This window comes from Streptomyces sp. NPDC002580 (assembly GCF_042889485.1).
Lineage (GTDB): Bacteria > Actinomycetota > Actinomycetes > Streptomycetales > Streptomycetaceae > Streptomyces.
Genome location: NZ_JBIAQZ010000009.1, coordinates 301,372 through 321,973, shown reverse-complemented (window position 1 = coordinate 321,973; position 20,602 = coordinate 301,372). Strand labels below are relative to the sequence as shown.

Below are 20,602 nucleotides of genomic sequence, written 5' to 3'. Positions count from 1 at the left end.
CGGGTTCCACCAGCGCGGGGAGGCGATGGGCCCGGGCGGTCGGCTCGCACCGGACCCCGGACCCCGGGCGTCGGCTGCCGGCCGTGCCGGTCCCCGTCCGGAGATGCAGCGGTCGTTCGCCCGTGCCACGATCAACAGAGCCCCGTAACCCGGCGAACGGTCCTGTGCCGTCCGACGTAGGGAGGCGGTTCTGCTTGCTGCGGGCACATCGCCTCACAGGCGGGTACGCCCTGCTGGTGGCGGTCACGACACTCGTCTACATGACCGTTCCGGCGACGCGGCCACCCCTGTGGGCCCTGATCGGACTCGGCGGCGTCACGGCCGTCCTCACGGGGGTCCACGTCCACCGCCCCGCCCACCGGTGGCCGTGGTGGCTGCTCGCCGCGGGGCTGCTGGCGTTCGCGGCCGGGGACACGTCCTACAACGTGATGGAGGCCTACTTCGCCTTCGACAACCCGTTCCCGTCCCCCGCCGACGCCTGCTACCTCGTCGTGTATCCGCTCTTCGCCGCCGGGCTCTACGGCCTCGTACGCTACCGCTGGCCGGGACACGACCTGCCGAGCCTCCTCGACGCGCTGATCTTCGCCCTGGCTCTCGCGCTTCCGGTCTGGGTCTTCCTGGTGCAGCCGCTCACCCACGTGGACGGCATGACCTGGCAGCAGCGGGCCATCAGCATCGCCTACCCGCTGGGGGACGTCCTCGTCCTGGTGATGCTCGCCCGGCTGCTGTCGTCGAGCCCCGATTCCGGCCGCAACCGCTCCCTGCAGCTCCTCGCGGTGGGAACCGCGACCCTGCTCGGCTTCGACGTCCTCTACGGCATTCTCCAGCTCAACGAACTGTGGCAGGCCGGGACCGTGCTCGACGCCGGCTGGATCGTCTTCTACACGGCCTGGGGACTCGCCGGACTGCATCCCTCGATGGTGGAACTGACCCGTCCCGTGGAACGCCAGGAGTCCCTGCGGCCGACGCGCCGCCGCCTTCTGATGCTCGCCGCGGCCACCCTGGTGGCGCCCGGCATCCTGCTGTACGAGGGACGACGGGGGGACACGGTCGACGCCGCCGTGATCGCGGTCTTCTCCGCCGCGCTCTTCCTGCTGGTGATCCTCCGGCTGTCCGGGATGGTCGTCGCCCACCGCAACGCCGTCGCCCGGGAGCTGGCGCTGCGCACGGCGGCGACGTCCCTCGTCGCGGCGACCCGGCCCGAGGATGTCGAGCAGGCATGCACCAGGACCGTCAGCTCCCTGTTCGGACCGAAGGTCGATCACCGGAGTCTCGTGCTGACGGCCGAGTACACGAACGGGCTGGCGACACGCCACTCGTACCTGGCGCCCACGGCCGGGCTCGGGAAGGACATCTCGAACAGACTCAACGACCTGCCGACCACTCTGGTCTGCCCCATGATCCCGCCCGACGAGCCCGCCGGAGAACTGCCGGGCGTGCTGATGGCGGCGGGTCCGGAGCACCAGCTCCGGGAGATGCGGAGTTCGCTGGACATCCTGGCCTCGCACGCCGGTCTGGCCACGGAACGCATCGCGCTGCGCCAGGAGATCATCCGCAAGGAGAGCGAGGCGTACTTCCGCACGCTGGTGCGCAATGCCTCGGACGTCATCCTCATCGTCGAGGACGACAACACCCTGCGCTACGCGAGTCCGTCCGCGCGAGCCGTCTTCGGCGGGACGGAACTGTCCGGTACGCCACTGCCCGATCTGGTCGACTCCAGCGACCGGCAACGCGTCGTCAAGGGGCTGGAGGCCATGCGGACCAGACGGATACCCGAGACCCACGACCACTGGTGGGTCCTGCGCGACGGCGGCCGCATCGAGGTCGAGGCGCGTTGCAGCGACCTGCGCGAGGACCACACGGTGCGCGGCCTGGTCGTCACCCTGCGGGACGTGACCGAGCAACGGCGCCTGGAGCAAGAGCTGACGGAGCGCGCCTTCCACGACCCGCTGACCGGTCTGCCCAACCGGACCCTGCTCCTGGAGCGGATCGAGCGCGCCCTGCTGCGCAGCCGCCGGGGAGCGACCCTCACCTGTCTGCTCTTCCTCGACCTCGACGACTTCAAGATGGTCAACGACACCATGGGGCACTCGACGGGCGACCACCTGCTGACCGCCGTCAGTGAACGGCTGTCGAAAACCCTGCGGCGTACCGACACGGCGGCCCGACTCGGCGGTGACGAGTTCGCGGTGCTGATGGAGGACGCGAAGAAGCCGCTGGACGCCGAGCTGCTCGCGGCGCAGGTGATCCAGGCGCTGAGCAGGCCGTTCACTCTTCAGGGGGGCACGCTGAGCGTGTCCGCGAGCGTGGGCGTGGCCACCGCGATGGACAGCGGGGACGCCGAGGAACTCCTCGGCCACGCCGACCTGGCCCTCTACGCGGCCAAGGCGGCGGGCAAACGGCAGTGGCGCCGGTTCCAACCACGCCTTCGCGCGCGGATGGTGGAACGGCACGATCTGCAGGAACGTCTCGAGGGCGCGATGGCACGGTCCGAGTTCACCCTGCGCTACCAGCCCGTAGTCGACATCGGCGCGGGCGAGATCGTCGGGTTCGAGGCCCTGGCGCGCTGGCCGCACACCCAGCGCGACCCGGTTCCGCCGGAACAGTTCATCGCCCTCGCCGAGGAGACGGGGCACATCGCGTCGCTGGGCGCCTGGGTCCTCACGAACGCCACCAGCGACATGGCCGGCCTGCAACAACTGTCCAACGGGGCGGACCCGCCGTACGTCAGCGTCAACGTGTCCCCCAGACAGTTCCGGGAGAGCGGCTTCCTCGACCATGTCCGCAGGTCGCTGGCGACCCCGGGCCTCGCCCCCGGGTCGCTCCAGCTGGAACTGACCGAGACGGTCCTGATGCGCCGGGACGCCCAGATCCAGGCGATGCTGTACTCGCTCAAGGACCTCGGGGTGCACATCGCGGTCGACGACTTCGGCAGCGGATACTCCTCACTGCGCTATCTGCGGGACTTCCCCGTCGACGTGCTGAAGATCGACAAGACGTTCATCGACGACATCGCGCTGGACACCCGGCAGGTCGCACTGGTGGAGGGCATCGTCAGCCTCGCCGACACCCTGGGCATCCAGGTGATCGCCGAGGGGATCGAGGACCCGGCGCAGCGGGATCTGCTGGCCGGCATGGGATGCCGCTTCGGACAGGGCTTTCTCTTCGCGCGCCCGATGACCTTGCAGCAGAGCGAGTTCCTGCTCAAGCAGCGGGACGGCGCCCGGGACGGTGGCGCTCCTGGGGCGGCCGGGCGCGAGAACGGGCGCCCTCAGCCCCTCATCGGCCCCCGCGAGAAGCGGCCCGCCCTGTCCGGGACGCCGGAGTCCGGGAGCACACGCCGCTCCCGACGCTGGCGCGATCTCGAACACCTGCGCCGGACCAGCCCGATGAGCGACGCGGTCCTGGACGAGGTGCGCGGTCGGCACATCCGCAGCGGAGACCACTGGCTGATCGACTTCGCGTCCTGCAACTACCTGGGCTTCGACTGCGATCCGGAGATCATCGAAGCGATCGAGCCGGCGGTGCGCCGGTGGGGGACGCACCCGAGCTGGTCCCGGCTGATCGGCAGCCCCCGCCTGTATCCCGACATCGAGGAACGGCTCGCCGACCTGCTCGGCGCGCCGGACACGCTGCTGCTCCCCACCGCGACCCTCATCCACGCCTCGGTGATCCCGGTCCTGGCCGATCAGGGCCACGTCTTCGTCGAGGCCACGGCGCACCGGACCGTGTTCGACGGATGCGTGGGGGCCCGCGGGCAGGGTGCGACGCTCCAGCGGTTCGTCGCCGAACGTCCCGACGAACTGGACGCGATGCTCGGTGAGGTGCCGAACGGTCTGCCCCGGCTCGTGTGTCTGGACGGCGTGAACAGCATGAGCGGGAACATCCCCGACCTGCCGAGCCTGGCCGCTGTGTGCCGGGCTCGGAACGCCACGCTGTACATCGACGACACGCACGGCTTCGGTGTCATCGGGGAACGCGGACCGCACGAGACGTGTCCGTACGGCGCTCGGGGCAACAGCGTCGTGCGGCACACGGGAGAGTCCTACGACGGGATCGTGCTCGTCGGCGGCTTCTCCAAGGCGTACTCGTCGCTGCTGGCCTTCCTCGCCCTGCCCACCCCGCTCAAGGACCGGCTCAAGACCGCCGCGGCGCCCTACCTCTACTCGGGCCCCTCACCCACCGCCTCGCTCGCGACGGCGATGGCGGGCCTCGACGTGAACGACCGCCGCGGGGACGCGATCCGCGCCGATCTGTACCGCAAGACCGTCCGTGTGCTCGACCACTTGGAGGAGATCGGGGTCGGCACGCTCAACACGGACCGTCTGCCGATCGTGGAGATCCCCCTGGCCGACGCGGACGACCTGGACGAGGTCGCCGGCTTCCTGTGGGACAACGGCATCTACGTGACTCTGGCTGCCTACCCCCTCGTGCCACGCGACCGGGTGGGTTTCCGGGCCCAGCTCACCGCGCTCAATTCCGACGAGGATGTCGATCGGCTCAACGACGCCCTGAGCATGCTGGCCGAGCGCCATCAGCTGCGGCCCAGGGACGGAGTCCGCGATGGCGGTCCACAATGACGACGTGAACTGGGACAGCTGGCCCGTCGAGGACTATCTGGCGGAGAACTACCGCGAGTTGCACCCCGCCGACGCGGCGGTCATCGCCCACCACTGCGCGTTCTACCGGGGGTTCGCACCCGGCAGTGTCGGCCGGTCCGTGGAGATCGGGGCGGGACCGAACCTCTATCCACTGATCCTCGCGTCAGCCGCGAGCCGACGCATCGACGCCGTCGAGGCGGGTGCCTCCAACACCGCTTATCTGCGACGGCAGTTGAACGGGGCGCCCGACCGGAGCTGGCTGCCCTTCCACGCACTGTGCCGCAGCCTCAACCCCGATGTGCCGGTGACTCTGGAGGAATCGCTGTCCTCGGTACGTCTCGTGCACGACGACCTCAGGTCCCTTGCACCCGGCGGCTACGAACTCGCTTCCATGCACTTCGTGGCCGAGGGAGCCACCGAGGACTTCGAGGAGTTCAAGGAGTTCTGCCGCCGGTTCGCCGACTGTGTCGTGCCGGGCGGACACCTGGTCGCCGCCTTCATGGAGAACATGCCCACCTACCGGATCGGCGCCGCGTCGCGCTGGCCCGGCTGCCCTGTGGACACGGACGTCATCACCGAGGTGTTCTCTCCGCTCACCGAACAGTTGACGGTCGACCACCTCCGTTCCGATCCGACTCTGCCGGACTACGGTGATTCCGGAATGGTCCTGCTCACCGGCGTGACGGCGGCCCGTCCGGCTAACCGAGTTCCAGCGACGTGACCCCGTGGACCCGCTCCCCCGCGAACGCCCTGACCGGCCCGGTGTACATGCGGGCCGTCTCGAAGGAGGGGGTGAGTCCGAGCTTCTCCACGAGGGCTACGGCCCCCTCGTTCGTCTCCGGCACGTCGATGGCGACCGCCCTCCCGCCCGCTTCGACGGCCAGCGCGGTGAACAGCGCCTTGGCGTCGTCGTCGCCGTCGGCGAACAACGGGCCGACGCGCAGGGAGTCCCGGGCCGGACGGAGCACGGCGTAGCCGCTCAGCCGACCGCCGTCGGCGTGCCGGACGAACGCCCGGTGCCCGGGGGCGGTCAGCCACGACTCCAGGAAAGCCGGCCGGTCGGCGGGGTGGCAGGCACGGTCGTACGCCGCGATCGCCGCGTGGTCCGCCGGCTCCGCCGCCCGCACCCCCGACGGCTTCTCCCCGACCGGGGCGACACCGCCGAACCGGATGGTCCGGTGGGCGAGTTCGAATCCGGACCTGCGGTAGTTGTCCTGCTGCGCGACCACTCCGTCGAGGCCGACGGTCCGGTCGCCCGCGTGGGCGAGGGCGGTCCGCCATGTGGCCAGTCCGTAGCCGTTGCCGCGCAGATCGGGGCGTACGAGGTAGAAGCCGAGGAAGGCGAAGTCGGCGCCGTGGTTGACCACCGAGACGGCCGAGACCGGCTCCCCGTCGACGCGTCCGATGAAGAAGCCCCCGGGATCCTGGGCGAAGAAGCTCGGATGGTCGGACAGTCCGGGGTTCCATCCCTCGTCCGCCGCCCAGCCGCCGACGACCTTCCAGTCGTCGAGCGAGGCCTGGCTGACGACGAGGCCGTCGGGTCCCGGAGAGGTCATGGGGCACTCCAATGCGTACGGGTCACGGGGTACGCCGGCCGGGCGCACGCGCAGCATCCTTCCCGATCTCCCCGCCGGTCGCAGCGACGGCTCCCCCGCACCGGAAGGGATTCGGCCACTGCGGCACACGCGCCCGTCGCGCCCGGGCCTGCGGTCGGAGCTCTCGCCGCCTGACGGTGACTGACCCGGCCCGCCGGACAGGGAGAAGGGCCCACCGGTCACCCGTCCGATGGAGCCTCCCGTTCATGACCGCCCCTGGTCAGCGCACCGCGGCGGGACGGAACCGGCGGTACAGGACGGCGCCGCCCAGCAGCAGCGCCGCGCCCGCCGCGCCCGCCGCGCCCGCCGGTACCGCCTGGTCCATGCCGGTGTGGGCGAGGGAGGCCACGACCTCGCCGCGCGGCCGGACCTGCTCCGGCACGCCCGGGTTCGGGTGCGCCACCGGCCGGCCGGACGGTCGCCGCACCGGCTTGCCCGGGTGGTGCGGCCGCCGGGGCTCGGCGCCCGGGGCGTTGACGGACCCGTTTCCGACGGACGCGTTGCCGAGACCCACCGCCGTCACCGAGTTGCCGCTGACATTGACCGGGAGCCGCACCGGGAGCTGAAGGCCGTTGCCCGAGAGCACGCCAGGCGAATCCTTTCCGCCACCGTGCGCGACCGCTCCGCCGGCGTCGGGTGCCCCACCCGGGCGCCCGCCGCCCAGGTGCGCGCCACGCCTGTCCGCGCCCCGGGTGTCGACGCCCAAGGCGCCCGTGCCGTGCCCGGCCCTCCCCTCGCCGGACCGAGAGGCCCCGCCTCCCACGCTCCGCCGGGCGCAGCTGTTGCCCGCGGCCGGGTTGAGGAGCCCGACCACGTTCAGCGTGTTCCCGCAGACGTTCACCGGAACGTGTACCGGGAGCTGGACGGTGTTGCCGGAGACCGCCCCGGGCGAGCCTGCCGCCGCGCCCTCCGCCGTCGAGTCGGCGTGGGCCGGCATCGTCGCGGCCAGCGCGCCCGAGGCGGCGGCCGCGGCGATCAGACCATTTCGGGTCACCCGTTTCATGGGTTCACTGCCTTCCGTACGGGATCGCGGGCACTCGCCCACATTGCCTAGAACGCGTGCGGACCATCCGAGTTATGGCTCATCGGTCTTTCACCCCATCGGGGGCCACGCTTCTCGAACTGGTGACGCATCACGCACGGGGGACGGCGCCGCGCAGTTGCTGCGCGGCGCGGGCAACGCGGCGCGCAGGTTCCGGCGGGGCGAGGGGTCCCGCCGTCCGGAGGCGTGCCCGCGGAGCCGCGTCTATCGTGATCCGGGGGGTATCGCCGGTCCACCGCGGGCGACCCTGGAGGCATGCATGTGGTCCATGCGCCGACGCTTCGCGGTCGTGGGAGTCGCGACCGCGACGCTGAGCCTGCTCGCGGCGGGCCTCCCGGCGGTGGCGTCCGCCGGCCCGGGCCCCGACCTGTCCCGCTTCTACGACCAGCGGATGTCGTGGACTGCCTGCGAGGGCGAGGGCCTGCCCGACGACCTGCAGTGCGGCAAGGTCACGGTGCCGCTGGACTACGCGCGGCCGGACCGGGGCACGCTCGACCTGGCGCTGGCCCGCTACCGGGCGACGGGCGACCGAAAGGGTTCGGTCGTGCTGAACTTCGGCGGTCCCGGCGGCGCCGGGGTTCCCCAGCTCGCCGCGGGCGGCAAGGACTTCATGGGCCTGACGAACGGCTACGACGTGGTGACCTTCGACCCCCGTGGTGTCGGCCGGTCCTCGCCCGTCAGCTGCGGCGAGGGCATGGACGAACTCTCCGGGGCGACGGCGGACGGCACCGGCGACACGGACGTCCATGCGGCTCTCCGAGCGATCAGGAAGGCCGCGGCCGAATGCGCCGAGCACTCCGGCGCCGTTCTCCCGCACATCGGTACGGTCAACGCCTCCCGCGACCTGGACGTGATGCGCGAGGCCCTCGGCGACAAGAAGCTCAACTACCTCGGGTTCTCGTACGGCACCCGGCTCGGCGCGGTGTACGCGGCCCAGTTCCCGAAGAAGACGGGGCGGATGGTCCTCGACGGTGTCGACACCCTCACCGAGTCGATGGCCGAGCAGGGCCTGACCGGCGCCCGGAGCCAGCAGACCGCGCTCGACGGCTTCATCGGCTGGTGCACGAAGAGCCTGGCCTGCCCGTTCGGGCAGGACGCGCGCGGCGCCCGTGAGCAGGTGGTCCAGCTCGTGGACTCGCTCGACGAGAACCCGGTGCCGTCGGCCTTCGGCCCGCCGTTCTCCGGTCAGGACCTGGTGGGCGCGATCAGCGAGGCGCTCTACAGCAAGGCGCTGTGGCCCGTCCTCGAACAGGGCCTCGCTCTGCTGATCCAGGACGGCGACACCCACGGGCTCACGCAGCTGTCCGGCGGCGCCTCCCTGCCCGACACCTCCGCGGCCGCCCGTCAGCGGCCGGGACAAGGCCAGGGGCAGGAGCAGCAGCGGAAGAGCGGCGGGCTCGTGGACGAGGAGGACATCCCTCCGGACAACCTCCCCGCAGCGCTGATGGCCGTCAACTGCGCCGACGACCCCGACCGGCCCAGCGCCGACCAGGTCGCCCGGAAGGTCGACGAACTGCGGGCCGCGTACGAGGAGGCGTCCCCCGTGTTCGGCCGGTCCCGGCTCACCCAGGTACTGATGTGCTACGGCCGGCCCAAGGGCACCGACTACATCCGGGACGAGGTCCGGGACGTACCCGCCGCGAAGATGCTGCTGGTCGGCACGCGCGGGGACCCCGCGACCCCGTACCGCTGGACCCTGGAGACCGCCGAGCGCCTCGGATCCTCCGCGGTGGTCCTCGACAACAAGGGCGAGGGGCACACCGGGTACGGGTCCTCGAAGTGCGTGCACCGGAAGGTCGACGACTTCCTGCTGTACGGGTCGCTGCCAGCCGGAGGCAGTTCCTGCGGCGCGGAGGACACGGGCACCGGCTGACCCACCGGCCCCCGGCGCCCTGTCCGCCCCGGCCGGCCCGGGCGACTCAGACGACTCGGCCTGCTCAGGCGGCCCAGGAAGGTGACAGAACGGGCGCGGATGCGTAACACGGACAAGTCGGATGCGACCTCTCGTACCTCCCGAAGGTCACACTGGGCAGGTGCCGCTGTCTTCCGGCCGGCCGAACCCGCACCCGCACGTGACCACAGCAGGGGGAACACCACCGATGCGTATCCGACCCGTCCTCACCCTCTCCGCCGTCGCCGCCGCTCTGCTCCTCGCGGTACCCCAGAGCGGCGCGGCGGCCACGCCGTCCGCGTCGTCCGGCACCCATCCCTCGAAGGCCGCCGCGCAGACCGGGAAGTGCTCCGCGCGGTCCCTCGCGCTGCGGGCCGGGCCGTCCCGGGACCGCAGGGTGCTGCACCTGCGCCTGACCAACCGGTCGAACCACGCCTGCACCGTCGACCGCTTCCCCACCGTCACCTTCGGCGACCTCGACGGAGCGGCACTGCCGAAGCCCGCCGGGCAGAGCGCTCCGTACCGGATCACGGCGGGCCGAACGGTGTACGCGTCCGTGCGCACGATCGCCGACCGGTCCGACCCGGACGCACGGCGGGTCCGCTCGATCACCGTCTCGGCCGATCCCGCGCGCTTCGGTCGGCCGTTCACCGCGCGCGAGCTGGGCGCCGGTACCGCCGTACTGGTGTGGGAACCCGTGACGACCTGGTGGAAGCCGTCCGCGGCCGCCGCGGACCGGGTGCTCGGACTCCGCTGAGCGGAGCTTGCCCGGGGACGTGCGCGCACCGCACGCCGGGCGTCCCCGGCGTCCGCCCCGCGCCGCCGGGGACGCGATCCGCCCGATCCGCCCGTGTCCCGATCGGCGGCCGCCGCCCGCATGGGTTTGACTCAGGGGGTGCGCCGGATGATCTCGCTGCTGCTCGCCGCCCTCGGCGCGGCCGGGGCGCTGGTCCTCGTCCGCGGGGTCTCCGCGTGGTGGTGGTGCGCGGCGGTCCCGCTGCTGGCGCTGACCGCGCTCGGCGGCTGGGACCTGGGGCAGCGACGCCACTCCGAACTGCGCAACCACCCCCTGCTGGGCCATCTCCGCCTCCTCCTGGAGTCGCCGCGCCCGGGACTCCAGCGGTACCTCGTCGAACGGGATCAGGACGGGCGGCCCTTCGACCGCCGGGTGCGCGCCCTCGTGCACGAGCGCGCCATGGGCGTCGAGAGCCAGGAGCCGTTCGGCACCGAGCGTGATGTGTACGCGGACGGCCACGAGTTCCTGGAACCGTCGATGCGGCCGGTCGAGGTGCCGGACGAACCGCCCGTCGTCCGCGTCGGCGGCCCGGACTGCACCCAGCCGTACGACATGTCCCTGCTCAACGTCTCCGCGATGAGTTTCGGAGCCCTCTCGGCGAACGCGATCACGGCGCTCAACAGGGGCGCGGCGCTGGGGGGTTTCGCGCACGACACCGGTGAGGGGGGTCTGTCGGACCACCATCTGCGGGGCGGCGGCGACCTCGTATGGGAGATCGGCACGGGGTACTTCGGCTGCCGCACCGCCGAAGGGGACTTCGAGGCGCGGGAGTTCGCGGACAAGGCCGCGCTGCCCGAGGTCAAGTGCGTCTCGCTGAAGCTCTCCCAGGGGGCGGAACCGGGGAGCGGCGGGGTTCTTCCGGGCGTGAAGGTGAGCGCCGAGATCGCCCGGGCGCGTGACGTCCGCGTGGGGGAGACCGTGGTGTCGCCGCCCTGCCACCGGGTCTTCTCGACGCCTCGCGAACTGGTGCTGTTCGTCGCGCGGCTGCGGCGGTTGGCGGGCGGCAAGCCGACCGGTCTCAAGCTGTGCGTCGGCTCGCGGCGCCAGTTCCTGGCGATCTGCAAGGCGATGCTCGCCGAGGGCGTGACGCCCGACTTCATCGTGGTCGACGGTTCGGAGGGCGGCACCGGGGCGGGGCCCCGGGAATTCGCCGGCCTCATCGGATCGCCCCTGACCGAAGGGCTGATCACCGTGCACAACGCGCTGGTCGGCACCGGTCTGCGCGGCCACGTCCGGATCGGCGCGAGCGGAAAGGTCGCCACCGGCTCGGACATCGTCCGAAGGCTCCTCCAGGGCGCCGACTACACCAACGCCGCCCGCGCCATGATGTTCGCCGTCGGCTGCCTCCAGGCCCAGCGCTGCCACACCAACACCTGTCCGGTGGGCGTGGCGACGCAGGATCCCCGCCGGGTCCGCGCGCTGGACGTGGCCGACAAGGCCGAGCGGGTGCGTCGCTACCAGCGGGCGACGGTGCGCAGCGCGAGCCGGATCATGGCCGCGATGGGCGCCCGGGATCCGGGCGGGCTCACGCCGCACCGGCTGCTGCGGCGCGTCGGTCCGACGGCCGTACGGTCGTACGCGGAGCTCTACGAGTGGCTCGCGCCCGGGGTGCTGCTCGACGGGGCTCCGGGGTCCTGGGCCGCGGACTGGGCAGCCGCCGACCCGGACTCCTTCTGAGGGCCGGAGCCGCGGGCCGGTCAGAAGTCGACGGGGTCCCGCACGATGGGGCAGGTCATGCAGTGGCCGCCGCCGCGTCCTCGCCCCAGTTCGGCCCCGACGATGGTGATGACCTCGACGCCGGCCCTGCGCAGCAGGGTGTTGGTCTGGGTGTTGCGGTCGTAGGTGAACACCACGCCGGGCTCCAGGGCGACGGCGTTGTTGCCGCTGTCCCACTGCTGCCGCTCGGAGGCGTACACGTCGCCGCCCGTCTCGACGACCCGCAGTTCGGACAGCCCGAGCGCCTCGGCGACGACCTCGGTGAAGGCGCGTGAGCCCTCGTCGGTGAGTTCGAGGCCGGGTGCCTTGTCGCTCGGGCGCAGGGAGAAGGTGTGGACCGAGTCCATGATGGCCGGATACAGGGTGACGAGGTCGCGGTCGGCGAAGGTGAAGACGGTGTCGAGGTGCATGGCGGAGCGCAGCTTCGGCATGCCGGCGACGACGATGTGCTCGGCCGCGCCCTTCTGGAACAGCGCGGCGGCGACCTGGCTGATGGCCTGCCGCGAAGTGCGTTCGCTCATGCCCATGAGGACGACGCCGTTGCCGACCGGCATGATGTCGCCGCCCTCGAACGTGGCCTGGCCCCAGGTGAGTTCGGGGTCGCCCCACCAGATGGTGGAGCCCACGAAGTCCGGGTGGAAGGAGTAGACCGCCTTCATCAGGAGCGTCTCGTCGTGCCGGGCCGGCCAGTAGAGCGGGTTGAGGGTGAGCCCGCCGTAGAGCCAGCACGTGGTGTCACGGGTGTAGAGGGTGTTGGGCAGCGGGGGCATCAGGTATTCGCGCACGCCGGTCGATTCGCGGGCCAGGCCGAGGTAGCCGGAGCGGAACTCGTCGGGCAGGTCGGCGGTGGCCAGGCCGCCGATCAGGTACTGGGCGAGGCGGGCGGGTTCGAGGGACTCCAGGAAGGCCCGGGTGGCGTCGACGAGGCCGAGCCCGACCTCGTTCGCGGTGATCTTCCGGTCCAGGAGCCAGTCCCTCGCCGAGGGCAGCGCCATCGTCTGGGCGAGCAGGTCGTGCAGTTCCACGACGTCCACACCGCGCTCACGCAGCTTGCCGACGAAGTCGGCGTGGTCGCGCTGCGCGTTCTCCACCCACATCACGTCGTCGAAGAGCAGGTCGTCGGCGTTGGTGGGGGTGAGCCGGCGGTGGGCGAGGCCCGGTGCGCAGACCAGGACCTTGCGCAGCCTGCCGACCTCGGAGTGGACGCCGTACGCCGCACTGCCCGGGGTGTCCTGACTGGTCACGGTGTGCCTTTCTCCAGGTCGGAGGCTGACGGTTCAGAGGCTGATCCAGCCCAGCGCCAGGGCGACGATCCCGAGGACGGCACCGGCGACCGAGACGGCGAGGATGACGAGTTCACGGGGTGCGAAGGGCGCTCTGCCCTGCTCGCGGCGCGCCATCACGAACAGCACCGTGGCGGGCGCGTAGATGATGAAGGAGACGAGGATGAACCGCAGTCCGGCCGCGTAGAGCAGGAACGCGGTGTAGACGGTGGCGAGAGAGGCGACGACGAGGTCACGGCCGAATCTGCCCCGGGTGATCTTCACGGCGAAGGCCGCCGCCAGCAGGAACGGGATGAGCGTCAGGGCGCTGGTCAGGTCCAGCGCGAAGTTGAAGGCGTCGTCCGAGAACAGGGTGACGAACAGGACCACTTGGGTGAGCAGGGTCGACAGCAGCAGTGCGGGCACCGGCACGTCGTCGCCGGTCGACCGGGACAGGAAGCGGGGCATGTCCTCGTCCTTGGCCGCGACGAACAGCACCTCGGCAGCCATCAGCGTCCAGGCGAGGTAGGCGCCGAGCACCGAGACGATCAGGCCGACGCTGACGAAGACCTCCCCCCAGGTGCCGACCGCGCTCTCCAGGACTCCGGCCATCGAGGGCTGTCTGAGCTCGGCGATCTCGGCCATCGGCAGCAGCCCGTACGACACGATCGTGACCGAGGCGAAGACGCTGAACACGCTGAGGAAGCCGAGGACGGTCGCCCGTCCGACGTCCTCGCGGCGCCGGGCGTGCCGGGAGTAGACGCTCGCCCCCTCCACGCCGAGGAACACGAAGACCGTGGCCAGCATGGTCCCCTTGACCTGCTGGAACAGGGAGCCCGCGTAGTCGGCGCCGCCCCAGTTCTCGGCGAAGACGTGCGGCTTCAGGTAGAAGAGCGCCAGGATGACGAAGACGAGGATCGGTACGACCTTGGCCACGGTGACGATCCGGTTGATGGCCGCGGCCTCCTTCACCCCGCGCCGGATGAGGAAGAAGAAGCACCACAGGCCGACCGAGGAGAGCACCACCGCGAGGACGGTGTCCCCGTCGCCGAGCGCGGGCGCGATCGCCCCGATGGTGGACATGATGAGCACCCAGTAGGTCACGTTGCCCACGCAGGCGCTGGCCCAGTAGCCGAAGGCCGAGAAGAAGCCGAGGTACTCGCCGAAGCCGGCCTTGGCGTACGCGTAGACGCCCGCGTCGAGGTCGGGCCTGCGGATCGCGAGGCGCTGGAAGACGAAGGCCAGCATCAGCATGCCGGTGCCGGCGACGGCCCAGGCGATGAGCGCGCCCGCCACGCCCGTCTCCTGGGCGAACCGGCGCGGCAAGGAGAAGACACCGGCTCCGACCATGGAACCGACGACCATCATCGTGAGGGTCAGCAAGGTCAGTTTGGCGGTGGGGGGCGTCCTGGGTTCCGTGCCGGCCTGCGTCATGGGCGTCCTGCGTGAGGGCATCGTCGTCGCGACCACGATGCGGGCGACGTCATCTGGCGACTTGAGCGACAGTAACAATCAATTGCCCTGGATGCCCGACAAGTGCGCGTATCAGGCGCTTCGATCCGGGAAGGTGACGCCTCCCTGGCGCGAAAGATCTCGCCCGGGTACTGCTTCGTGGATCTCTCCGACCGACAATCGGATCACAGGGACGGAATGGTCCGAGTTGTCGTCGGAGAGGTGCGCACCGCGTGAGCGAGCTGTTGGGTGTGGCGGTACTGGGTGCCGGCCACATGGGGGCTGACCATATACGCCGAATAGACCAGGTGGTGAGCGGTGCCAGGGTCGCCGCCGTCGCGGATCCCGACGCCGATCGCGCCGCCGAGGCGGTGGCGGGCATCGACGGCGTGTCGGTCCACGCCGGGACGGCGGCCGCGCTCGACGCGCCGGGAGTACAGGCCGTACTGATCGCCTCCCCGGGTCCGGCGCACGAGGAGGCGCTGCTCGCGGCCTTCACGCGCGGCCTGCCGGTGCTGTGCGAGAAGCCGCTGGTACCGGACGCGGCCGGGGCGCTGCGGGTGGTGGAGGCGGAGGTACGGCTCGGCCGGCGGCTGGCGCAGGTCGGGTTCATGCGCCGGTACGACCCCGAGTACCGGCGCCTGAAGTCCCTGCTGGACGGCGGCCGGCTGGGCCGCCCGCTGATGCTGCACTGCACGCACCGCAACGTCTCCTCACCGCCCGACTTCACCTCGGCGATGCTGGTCAACAGCTCCGTCTCGCACGAGATCGACGCGGCGCGCTGGCTGCTGGGCCAGGAGCTCACCGCGGTGACCGTCCTGCGCCCCCGGTCCTCCTCCCACGCCCCCGAGGGTCTGGTCGATCCCCAGTTCGTCCTCTTCGAGACGGCCGACGGCGCCCTGGTCGACGTCGAGGTCTTCGTGAACTCGGGGTTCGGGTACCAGGTGGGCTGCGAGGCGGTCTGCGAGGCGGGGACCGCTCGCATCGGGGACGCGCGCGCGATGGTCGTGACGACGGCGGGCGCCGCGCAGGAAGAGGTGGCCCAGGACTATCTCGTACGGTTCGCCGACGCCTACGACCGCGAGGTGCAGGCCTGGGTGGACGCCACCCGGGCCGGCCGGGTCACCGGGCCCGGCGCCTGGGACGGGTACGCGGCCTCGGCCGTCGCCGAGGCGGGAGTGCGGTCGCTGGAGAGCGGCGGCCGGGTGAGCGTGGAACTCGCCCCGCGCCCCGGCCTCTACGCCTGATCGGCCACCGCTTCGGCCCGTGCCCGCGTAAACGAGCGTACGAGGTGTCCCGCGGGCTCCGCCGCACCTCCGCACGCTCTGTCCGGGGCGGCTCGGGCGGTGGAACGATCCCGTTGCCGAAACCGCCGGGGGGAGACACCGTCGGCCGCCGTGGAGATGCGCGCGGCGGCCGGGGGCTGTCGGCCGGCCCCGAACGCGGTGCACCACTACGAGCAGTGAGGGGCTGGACATGGCCATGGTGATGTCGATGCGCTGGGCGGGCGTCACACCGGAGCAGTACGACACGGTGCGGGACGCGGTCGACTGGGAGGAGGTCCCGGGGGTCGGCGGCCAGGTGCACGTGGCCTGGTTCGACGACCAGGGGTTGCACGTGACCGACGTCTGGGAGTCCCAGCAGGCGTTCGAGGCGTTCTTCACCGAACGGCTCGCCCCCGCCGTCCAGAAGGCGGGCATCGCCGGAATCCCCGAGACGGGCTTCAGCCCGCTCCACCGGCGTTTCGTCGCCCCGGGCGTGAGCGGTGCCGCCTAGGTCCTGTCGACGCCGTGACACAGTCGCCCTCCCCGGCGGGGCCCGCCGGGGAGGGCGCGACACCTTCGGTGGTTAGAGGCTATCTCTCTCGTGATACGGTGTAACAAGTGCGGTACGCCTGATCGTTTCCCCTCCGTCGAAGAAGAGGAGGACGGTCGCGGCCGACGAACCCGCACCTCGCACCGACGGACGAAGAGGCGATGACGTGGCCGCAGACATCCGGACCGGATCGGGCCCCCGGGACCGCTTCCGCGCACAACTGCGGCAGGAGGTGAAGACGGCGGCACTGCGCCAGCTGGCCGAGGGCGGCCCGGAAGCGCTGTCGCTCAACGCGATCGCCAAGCAGCTGGGCATGACGGGACCCGCGCTCTACCGCTACTTCGCCAACCGCGACAGCCTGCTGACCGAACTCGTCGTCGACGCCTACGGCGACCTGGCCTCGGCGCTCTCCCGCGCCGCCGGGGCCGGTTCCGCGGACCCGATCACCCGGCTCGCCGAGCTGGTCCGGGCCTACCGCGCCTGGGCGTTGGCCGAGCCGCATCGCTACCGCCTGCTCTTCCGGGCCCCGCTCCAGGGCTACGACGCCCAGTCCACGAACCTGGTCGAGGCCTCGCAGCCCGCCATGGCCGTACTGCTGGACGCGGTCGGCACCCTGGCCGGTCCGGACACGCGCACCCCCGAAGGCCCGGCGGCACGGTTCACGCGATGGCGGGAGCGCCACGGGTTCGAGGACACCTCGGAGGCGGTCGCCGCACGCTCCACGATGCTGTGGGCCCATCTGCACGGCATCGTCGCCCTGGAGATCGAGGGCAACTTCACCTCGATGGGCATCGACCCGTCCTTCCTCTACGAGGCAGAGGTCACGGACTTCGCGCGCTCGCTCTGACACGCCTCGCACGGCGAGCGACGCGCGGACGGGGCACGGGCGGGCACGGCGCGCGACCGGATCCGACGCTCGACGGGAGCGGTCGACCCGGAACACGTCCGCACCCCCGGCAATCGCACATACGACCCTCGAACAAGATGATGAAATCCGTGCACCGGCCCGTCGCGGAACCACCAACTCACGTACGGTGTCTACGACTTGCGACCGGAGCCCGCGCACCACATCGGGACCACTCGCCCGGTCCGGGAGGACTGCGGCATATACCAGAAGCACCGCCGTATCGGGTGTTGCCAAATCCCTTACAGTGCGTCGCGCCCTGTGCGACAGTCGTAACGGTCCTTCCGTCAGCCTAGGTCGTACCGTTCCCGCATCGGAGTACGTCATGCCCTCCCATCTCTCTGCGGACCGCCCCGCCGCTCAACCGCCCCCACGCGGCGCGGTCGACGCGCTCATCTCGCAGACGCGGCGCCTGCGCGGCGAGGTGGACGCCGTACGGCGTGAGGCGCCCGCCGACGGCGAGGACGCGCAGGGACGCTGGCAGCGTGCGCTGTGCAATCTGGCGCTGCGTCAGCTGAACGACCTGGACGCGCACTTGGCCCAGCTGCGGGACGGGCCGCCGGCCGTTCCCGTACAGCCCGCGGACACCCCTTCCCCCGAAGCCGCGCCGACCGCGCCCCGGCCCGGCTCGCTGCTGAGCCGGGTCGGCAGCGCCGAGTGGAACCTGCTGACGGACGAGGCCAGTTGGTCCGGTGAGCTGTACCAGATCCTGGGCCGCGACGCCGCCGCTCCCCCGCTCACCCTCGACGAACTGCCCTCGCTCGTCTTCGACGAGGACCGTCCGCTGCTCACGAGGATGGTCACCGACTGCCTGATCGACGCCAAGCCCATCGACGGAGAGTTCCGCGTCGTGCACCCCGACGGCGGGGTCCGAAGCGTCCACATCATGGGTGAGCCCGTCCTCGACGCCGACGGCAGCACCACCTCGATGTGGGCGGTGCTGCGCGACGTCAGCGAACTGCGGCGCAGCCAGCGGGCGGTGGGGGAGAGCCGTGAGTCGCTCCAGCGCCGGCAGCACGCCGCACGGACCGAGCACCGGCTCGCGATCGAACTCCAGGAAGCGGTGCTGCCGCCCTGGCGCGGCTCCCTGCGCTTTCCTCGTCAGGGTCCCCGGGCACTGGACGTGTCCGCGCACTATCTGCCCTCCTCGACCAGCGCGCTGATCGGCGGCAACTGGTACGACGCCCTCGAACTTCCCGACGGTGAGACCCTGTTGAGCGTCGGCGACCTCACCGGCCGCGGAGTCAGCGTGACATCGGGCATGGCGATGCTGCTCGGCGCCCTGCGCGGCATGGCCGTGGCGGGCACCGAACCCGGCCAGCTCCTCTCCTGGCTCAACCAGTTGCTCGACGCCACCGTCCAGCCGGCCCTCGGCGGTGCCGTCTGCTGCCGCTACCGGCCGGCGACCCGCACCCTCAGCTGGGCGCAGGCGGGCCACCCCGCCCCGTTGCTGTTCCGCGACGGGACGGGGCGTGCGCTCGCCGCTCCGGACGGCGTCCTGCTCGGAGCGACCTCCGGTGCCGTCTACGGGCAGGCCGAAGAGACCCTCCAGGTGGGTGACCTGCTCCTCCTGCACACCGAGGGCCTGGTCCGGGAGGGCACGGAGGCCGTCCGGAGCCTGCTCGACCTGGCCCCGCGCTTTGACGGAGCCCGAACGGCCCAGGACTGTGTACGGCTGGTCGTCGAGGAATTCGGCGAGACGGAGCGCGAGGACGACGCCTGCGTGCTGATCGCCCGCATCGGATCCTGACGTCCGGTACCGATCGGCATCGGCCTCCGACGGCTGACGCCTTTGTCAGCCGCGGCACGACGGCGCGCCGTGGGGCGACCTGCCTCGGCCACCGGCCCGCTCGAGGGACGCGGGCCTCTCAGGCCCGGGCGCTGTTGGCGTTCCTCGGCTTCGGCGGGCCCTTCGGCAACGCGAGTTTGATCTCCTCACGCAGATCGCTGATCTTCGGATAGCTGGAGTACTGCCCGGTGAGCCGGTACATCTCGCGCAAGCGGTCCCAGGTGCGGTGGGAGGAGTTGGCACCCATCGACGTCAGGGCCAGTCGCGCGTAGCGGTCGGCCTGTTCCGGGTCGTCGGCGATGAAGCAGGCCGACGCCAGGGAGATGTGGTCGAAGATCTTCGACCGCTCCCGGCCCGACTCCCGCAGCCTCAGCGCCTCCTTGGCGTGCCGCTGCGCGGTGGCCGCCGCGGCGGGCTCGTGCTCGGCGAGGGTGCGGTAGGCCAGCGCCTGCATTCCGTGCATGTCGGCCTCGTCGAACAACTGCATCCAGCTGGGCGGCGGTACGTCACCGCGGTCGGAGACGAACAGGTCCTCCGCCACACCGAGGGTGCGCCGCATGGCCTGGCCCTTGCCCAGGGACGCCTGCGCCCAGGCCTCGATGGTGTGCAGCATGGCCTGGGTCCTCGGCAGCACCTCCTCGCCCGAACCGGACTTGGCCAGCTTCATCAGGTCGAGCGCGTCGTCCGGCCGGCCGAGGTGCACCATCTGACGGGCCGCCCGGGAGAGCGCCTCCCCCGCGCGGGGCCGGTCGCCACCCTCGCGCGCCGCGTGGGCGGCGATGACGAAGTACTTCTGGGCCGTGGGCTCGAGACCGACGTCGTGCGACATCCAGCCCGCGAGGACGGCGAGGTTGGCCGCGACACCCCACAGGCGCCGCTGGAGATGGTCGGGGTGCCGGTAGGAGAGCATGCCTCCCACTTCGTTGAGCTGGCCCACGACGGCCTTGCGTTGCAGCCCGCCGCCGCGGGCCGCGTCCCAGGCCCGGAACACCTCGACGGAGCGCTCCAGTTCCTCGATCTCCTGCGACCCGATGGGGGCGGCCTCGTAGCGGTCGAACCCGGCGGGGTCGGCGTGCAGGGGGTCTTCGAACCGTGGAGCGTCGGCCGCCAGGGCCGGATCGTTGCGGAGCCAGTCGTGCATTGCAGGGCTGAGTGCGGATCCCGCGGCGAGCGCGGCACCCGCGCCCACCAAGCCGCGTCGGTTGAGCATGAGGTCCATTCCCGTGAATTCGGTGAGGACCGCGGCGGTTCGGTCGGGCGCCCACGGCATGCTCTCGGGATGTTCCACACTCCCGCCGCCTTGCCGTTTCCCCGCGCGCCCGTGCCTGACCAGACCGAGGTCCTCGATGGTCACGACACGGCCGAGACGCTCGGTGAACAGAGCAGCCAGCACCCGCGGCACCGGATCGCGCGGGATCTCTCCCATGTCGATCCACCGCCGCACCCGCGAGGTGTCGGTCGCCAGCTGGGGGTGGCCCATGGCCGCCGCCTGCCGATTGACCATTCTCGCGAGCTCACCCTTGGACCAGCCGGCCAGGCCGAACAGGTCCGCCAGGCGGGCGTTGGGTTGTCCGTTCACGTCAAGCCCCCAGGTTCTCGGCTGATTTGACAGTAACCGCCTGTCAGTTGCTGAGCGACTATTCGCCAGGGTTCGCCAGGGTGCGCCAGATGGTGTGCCAGTGGGCGCCGGGTGTCAGGTAGGAACGCGCCACCCCGACCCGGTCGCCAGGGACATTCCC

Annotated in this window: 14 protein-coding genes; 9 read left to right on the top strand and 5 right to left on the bottom strand. The window is 71.5% G+C overall.

The genetic code is table 11. The features are described from left to right. Positions 1–260: 260 nt before the first annotated feature. Complete coding sequence (locus ACFYW7_RS27405) at positions 261–4,580, top strand: aminotransferase class I/II-fold pyridoxal phosphate-dependent enzyme (RefSeq protein WP_389507242.1); 4,320 nt, start codon at positions 261–263, stop codon at positions 4,578–4,580. Continuing rightward, on the top strand, positions 4,564–5,322 hold the full coding sequence (locus ACFYW7_RS27400; protein ID WP_389506961.1) for a class I SAM-dependent methyltransferase: 759 nt from the start codon (positions 4,564–4,566) through the stop codon (positions 5,320–5,322). The genes ACFYW7_RS27405 and ACFYW7_RS27400 overlap by 17 nt, the downstream gene beginning before the upstream one ends. On the opposite strand, the gene ACFYW7_RS27395 is transcribed toward ACFYW7_RS27400, so the two are convergent. Both ACFYW7_RS27395 and ACFYW7_RS27390 read right to left on the bottom strand, forming a co-directional pair. Further along, entirely contained in the window at positions 5,300–6,157 is an 858-nt protein-coding gene (locus tag ACFYW7_RS27395) for a GNAT family N-acetyltransferase (RefSeq protein WP_389506959.1), read from the bottom strand. The genes ACFYW7_RS27400 and ACFYW7_RS27395 overlap by 23 nt on opposite strands. 259 nt (positions 6,158–6,416) lie before the next feature. Then, positions 6,417–7,199 (bottom strand): chaplin, encoded by a 783-nt coding sequence (locus ACFYW7_RS27390; protein ID WP_389506957.1) that lies wholly within the window; start codon positions 7,197–7,199, stop codon positions 6,417–6,419. 307 nt (positions 7,200–7,506) lie between these two features. Here ACFYW7_RS27390 and ACFYW7_RS27385 point away from each other — a divergent pair, with 307 nt between their 5' ends. The 3 genes from ACFYW7_RS27385 to ACFYW7_RS27375 all read left to right on the top strand — a co-directional run bounded on the left by ACFYW7_RS27385 (position 7,507) and on the right by ACFYW7_RS27375 (position 11,602). Next, the gene (locus tag ACFYW7_RS27385) at positions 7,507–9,111 is read left to right on the top strand and encodes an alpha/beta hydrolase (RefSeq protein WP_389506954.1); all 1,605 of its coding nucleotides are present in this window, start codon (positions 7,507–7,509) and stop codon (positions 9,109–9,111) included. Positions 9,112–9,337: 226 nt separating this feature from the next. Continuing rightward, entirely contained in the window at positions 9,338–9,886 is a 549-nt protein-coding gene (locus ACFYW7_RS27380) for a DUF4232 domain-containing protein (protein ID WP_389506952.1), read from the top strand. A gap of 120 nt (positions 9,887–10,006) precedes the next feature. After that, the gene (locus ACFYW7_RS27375; RefSeq protein ID WP_389506950.1) at positions 10,007–11,602 is read left to right on the top strand and encodes an FMN-binding glutamate synthase family protein; all 1,596 of its coding nucleotides are present in this window, start codon (positions 10,007–10,009) and stop codon (positions 11,600–11,602) included. A 20-nt stretch (positions 11,603–11,622) separates the two neighbouring features. Here the strand turns inward: ACFYW7_RS27375 and ACFYW7_RS27370 are convergent, their stop codons facing one another. Continuing rightward, the gene (locus tag ACFYW7_RS27370; protein WP_389506948.1) at positions 11,623–12,885 is read right to left on the bottom strand and encodes an arginine deiminase; all 1,263 of its coding nucleotides are present in this window, start codon (positions 12,883–12,885) and stop codon (positions 11,623–11,625) included. Positions 12,886–12,918: 33 nt separating this feature from the next. Continuing rightward, on the bottom strand, positions 12,919–14,337 hold the full coding sequence (locus ACFYW7_RS27365; protein ID WP_389506946.1) for a basic amino acid/polyamine antiporter: 1,419 nt from the start codon (positions 14,335–14,337) through the stop codon (positions 12,919–12,921). Between the two features lie 251 nt (positions 14,338–14,588). On the opposite strand from ACFYW7_RS27365, the gene ACFYW7_RS27360 reads away from it, so the two are divergent. The 4 genes from ACFYW7_RS27360 to ACFYW7_RS27345 all read left to right on the top strand — a co-directional run bounded on the left by ACFYW7_RS27360 (position 14,589) and on the right by ACFYW7_RS27345 (position 18,824). After that, positions 14,589–15,602 (top strand): Gfo/Idh/MocA family protein, encoded by a 1,014-nt coding sequence (locus tag ACFYW7_RS27360; protein WP_389506944.1) that lies wholly within the window; start codon positions 14,589–14,591, stop codon positions 15,600–15,602. Between the two features lie 229 nt (positions 15,603–15,831). Beyond that, the gene (locus ACFYW7_RS27355; protein WP_389506942.1) at positions 15,832–16,131 is read left to right on the top strand and encodes a hypothetical protein; all 300 of its coding nucleotides are present in this window, start codon (positions 15,832–15,834) and stop codon (positions 16,129–16,131) included. 205 nt (positions 16,132–16,336) lie between these two features. Beyond that, entirely contained in the window at positions 16,337–17,017 is a 681-nt protein-coding gene (locus ACFYW7_RS27350) for a TetR/AcrR family transcriptional regulator (RefSeq protein ID WP_389506940.1), read from the top strand. A gap of 382 nt (positions 17,018–17,399) precedes the next feature. Further along, positions 17,400–18,824, top strand: a complete 1,425-nt coding sequence (locus ACFYW7_RS27345) for a PP2C family protein-serine/threonine phosphatase (protein ID WP_389506937.1) — start codon at positions 17,400–17,402, stop codon at positions 18,822–18,824. Between the two features lie 118 nt (positions 18,825–18,942). Here the strand turns inward: ACFYW7_RS27345 and ACFYW7_RS27340 are convergent, their stop codons facing one another. Then, the gene (locus ACFYW7_RS27340) at positions 18,943–20,442 is read right to left on the bottom strand and encodes a hypothetical protein (protein ID WP_389506935.1); all 1,500 of its coding nucleotides are present in this window, start codon (positions 20,440–20,442) and stop codon (positions 18,943–18,945) included. Positions 20,443–20,602 lie beyond the last annotated feature (160 nt).

Bases quoted from the DNA above. Each gene is read 5' to 3' on its own strand.
- ACFYW7_RS27390 (WP_389506957.1), bottom strand. From the start codon at position 7,199: ATGAAACGGGTGACCCGAAATGGTCTGATCGCCGCGGCCGCCGCCTCG.
- ACFYW7_RS27400 (WP_389506961.1), top strand. From the start codon at position 4,564: ATGGCGGTCCACAATGACGACGTGAACTGGGACAGCTGGCCCGTCGAG.
- ACFYW7_RS27405 (WP_389507242.1), top strand. From the start codon at position 261: ATGACCGTTCCGGCGACGCGGCCACCCCTGTGGGCCCTGATCGGACTC.
- ACFYW7_RS27395 (WP_389506959.1), bottom strand. From the start codon at position 6,157: ATGACCTCTCCGGGACCCGACGGCCTCGTCGTCAGCCAGGCCTCGCTC.
- ACFYW7_RS27345 (WP_389506937.1), top strand. From the start codon at position 17,400: ATGCCCTCCCATCTCTCTGCGGACCGCCCCGCCGCTCAACCGCCCCCA.
- ACFYW7_RS27380 (WP_389506952.1), top strand. From the start codon at position 9,338: ATGCGTATCCGACCCGTCCTCACCCTCTCCGCCGTCGCCGCCGCTCTG.
- ACFYW7_RS27365 (WP_389506946.1), bottom strand. From the start codon at position 14,337: ATGACGCAGGCCGGCACGGAACCCAGGACGCCCCCCACCGCCAAACTG.
- ACFYW7_RS27355 (WP_389506942.1), top strand. From the start codon at position 15,832: ATGGCCATGGTGATGTCGATGCGCTGGGCGGGCGTCACACCGGAGCAG.
- ACFYW7_RS27385 (WP_389506954.1), top strand. From the start codon at position 7,507: ATGCGCCGACGCTTCGCGGTCGTGGGAGTCGCGACCGCGACGCTGAGC.
- ACFYW7_RS27375 (WP_389506950.1), top strand. From the start codon at position 10,007: ATGGGTTTGACTCAGGGGGTGCGCCGGATGATCTCGCTGCTGCTCGCC.